This window comes from Sphaerospermopsis kisseleviana CS-549, assembly GCF_028329225.1.
Classification (GTDB): domain Bacteria; phylum Cyanobacteriota; class Cyanobacteriia; order Cyanobacteriales; family Nostocaceae; genus Sphaerospermopsis; species Sphaerospermopsis kisseleviana.
Map to the genome: position 1 here is coordinate 1 of NZ_JAQMTI010000313.1, position 3,583 is coordinate 3,583.

Genomic DNA, 3,583 nt, shown 5'->3' on the forward strand with positions numbered 1-3,583 from the left:
GGTGACTGGGGACTGGGGACTGGGGACTGGGGACTGGGGACACTTCGACAAGCTCAGTGCATCGCTGGGGACTGGGGACTGGGTAATCAATTTTATGTTTTTTAATCAACTATTCCCTATTCCCTATTCCCTATTCCCTATTCCCTATTCCCCAAGATAAATGTAAGGGTTTAGCATTGCTAAACCCCTACTGACTCCAGATAAAAATCATCCTTGGGGGTGATTTAATTCGCCATCTAACGGAATAAGCTACTTAATGAACTATCTTCGTGAATCCGCCAAATCGCCTCACCAAGTAAATTAGCAACTGACAGCGTGACTAACTGAGGAAAACGATTACTTTCAGGAATAGGAATAGTGTTAGTAACTATCACTTCCTCAAATAAGCCACTGGATAAGCGTTCAATCGCTGGTGGTGAAAATACGGCATGGGTAGCACAAGCATATACTTGACCAGCGCCTTCTTGACGGAGTAATTTCGCCCCTTCTGTAATTGTTCCGCCTGTATCAATCATGTCATCTACTAAAATCGCCGTTTTGCCTCTGACATCACCGATGACATTCAAAACCTCAGCGACGTTGTGAGCTTGACGGCGTTTATCAATGATTGCCAGAGGTGCATCATTCAATTTTTTGGCAAATGCTCTGGCTCTGGCAACACCGCCCACATCAGGGGAAACAACTACAACATCATGTAGTTGTTTACTCTGTAAATAATCCAGTATCACGGGTGAACCATAAACATGATCAAAGGGTATGTCAAAATACCCCTGTATTTGTGCTGCGTGTAAGTCCATTGCGAGAATACGACTAGCACCAGCTTGAGTAATCAGGTTAGCAACCAGTTTAGCGGTGATAGATTCTCGTCCTGCGGTTTTACGGTCAGCGCGGGCATAACCATAATAGGGAATTACTGCGGTAATTTGCCGTGCAGATGCGCGACGACAAGCATCAATCATGATCAGTAATTCCATTAAATGGTCGTTAACTGGCTGGCACGTTGGCTGGATTAAATAGACATCACAACCGCGAATAGATTCTTGGATTTGAACATACAGTTCACCATCCGCAAATCTTTTGCGAATCATCGGACCCAAGTCCATCCCCAGGTAACGAGCGACTTCTTGGGATAATTGTAAATTGGCAGAGCCAGAAAACAGCCGCAGACGGTGATTTTCAGTCAGTCCTGTGGTGACTGGGTGCATTGTCAAAGTTGCAGAACTCAGCACAGCAGATCCTCGATGTGCATTCATGGCGATATTATCATCAGAGATTTAGCAGATTTCACGGTCATAGATAGACTAAACAAAACATTTGTAAGTTTTGTTGAAACTTCTATACAAACTTGCAATATTTCTCCATATACTTACATTCACTAATTTTCTAGTTCTTCTGAGAAAAAACCAATGAGGAATATACTGACATCTATTTTGATCAATAGTTTCAGAGTTCCATTTTTGGAAATTGGAATGAACCACCCAAATATTTGATAATTTGCTATGGTAGATCACTTATTATACCGTTTCTTTTATCACTGAGATCAATTTATTTGCACATAAATTCAAAATTGTTTCCAATTTTCAACAGTATTAATCAGTCCCACAGAAAATGATCAATGCCAGTTGACAATTTAAGCAGGGGACAATAGAAATTTTCTGACTGCGGAATGTTGAAAACCAAAGATTAAGCCTTCAAGATGCTGGTACTTATTAGACATCTTCAGACATTAAATATGCGGTTTCCAGAACCCTTGTAGAAACGTTGCATACAACGTCTCTACATTCTTTTTCGGAGATGTCTATTTTATGATACTAGCGTCAAATTGAGAAACTCAGTTATTCGATCTTCTATATTGGGGACTGGGGACTGGTGACTGGGGACTGGGGACTAGGTAATCAATTTTATTTTTTCTAATCAACTATTCCCAATTCCCAATTCCCAATTCCCAATTCCCAATTCCCACGTTTATGCTTTAGTTAATTTCTAGCTCAGTTGCTATTACACTTACTCTATTGATTATGCAACCACCCATTAAAGTTGGTACTGTTCTACAAAATCGTTATCACATCATTCACATTCTCGGACAAGGGGGTTTTGGTAGAACCTATCTCGCAGAAGACGAAAGACGCTTTAACGAACTTTGTGCAATTAAAGAATTAATGCTCACGGAGACGGGTGTTTATGGTGGAAAAAAGGCACAGGAGTTGTTTGAACGCGAAGCTGCCACTTTATATCAAATCGAGCATCTGCAAATACCCAAGTTTAGAGAGAAGTTTTCCCAAGATCAACGCTTATTTTTGGTGCAAGATTACATTAGCGGCAAGACCTATCACACCCTGTTAAATGAACGTCGCGCTGAAAGTCAAGCTTTTACTGAAGCTGAGGTATTACACTTGCTATGCTCTTTGTTGCCCGTTTTGGAGCATATTCACAAGAAGAGAATTATTCACCGGGATATTTCGCCGGATAATTTGATTTTACGGGATATTGATCAAAAACCTGTATTAATTGATTTTGGGGTGGTGAAAGAACTCGCTACACGGTTATCTACCCCGGAAAAAAAGCCGGTGACAACGGTGGGTAAACCGGGCTATTCTCCTAGTGAACAAATGCAGTCCGGTAAAGCTTATCCTAATAGTGATTTGTATGCACTGGCGGTAACGGCTATAGTTTTGTTGACGGGAAAAGAACCAGCAGAGTTATTTGATGAAACCCAACTGACTTGGAACTGGCAGCAATGGGTAGAAGTGAATCACGGATTTGCTGAAGTTTTAAATCGGATGTTAAGTTATGTACCGGGCGATCGCTATCAAAGTGCTAAGGATGTATTATCAGCTTTAGAATCTCTGGAGCAACGGCATATTCCGCAGCCAGAGGTATCATATCTGCCAACTGTTGCTGTTAGTCATCGTCCCGATCCTTTACCACTAACACCCAACACACTTGATCCAGTAATTCCACAGCATCAAAGTAGCTCTATCTTAGATAATCCGTTAGCTATTGGTGCTATTGGCAGTGCCGTAGTAATCTTAGCAGGATTTGGTTCTTGGACAGTGGTTAATTCTCTTCGCAGTCAACAATCACAAACACCACCAGAACAAGCAACCACACCCCAAAGTTTTCCTTCTCCTGTTATTCCCGGTGTGACATCTACACCAACACCAGATTTAACATTAACACCAACACCAACACCGACTAATACTGAATTTGTTTTCTATACAAAACGTTTGAGATTCGGAACATCTAACACAATTAAGGTAGATGATACTATCAAGGCTCAGGAAATAATTAAATACAGTTTTACGGGTGATGTTGGGCAAAAGTTAACTGTATCTGTTGACAAAGAAAGTGGAGTTGTGTTAGCGGTGCTAACCGCTGATGGTCAACCGATTAGTTATGATTCAGAGCGAGTTACTTCTTATCAAGGGCTATTATCAAATAGTGGTGAATACATTATTCAATTAACTTTGTCCACAGAAGTGGCTGAAAGTGATTATAGTTTGAATATCGCTTTAGAAAACCCAGTTGAACCTACACCCACCGAAACCCCAACCCCCACCGAAACCCCCACCCCCACCGAAAC

The 3,583-nt window shown here is 41.3% G+C and carries 2 protein-coding genes; one reads left to right on the plus strand and one right to left on the minus strand.

What is annotated here, in order from left to right; genetic code table 11:
- Nucleotides 1-236: 236 nt before the first annotated feature.
- Nucleotides 237-1,253 (minus strand): ribose-phosphate pyrophosphokinase, encoded by a 1,017-nt coding sequence (locus tag PN497_RS23940; protein ID WP_096569656.1) that lies wholly within the window; start codon nucleotides 1,251-1,253, stop codon nucleotides 237-239.
- Between the two features lie 765 nt (nucleotides 1,254-2,018).
- Here PN497_RS23940 and PN497_RS23945 point away from each other — a divergent pair.
- Nucleotides 2,019-3,583, plus strand: a 1,565-nt coding sequence (locus PN497_RS23945; protein WP_272110966.1) for a serine/threonine-protein kinase, incomplete at its 3' end; no start/stop codon positions are given.

Coding starts and splice junctions, on each gene's coding strand:
- PN497_RS23940 (WP_096569656.1), bottom strand. CDS start 1,253: ATGAATGCACATCGAGGATCTGCTGTGCTGAGTTCTGCAACTTTGACA.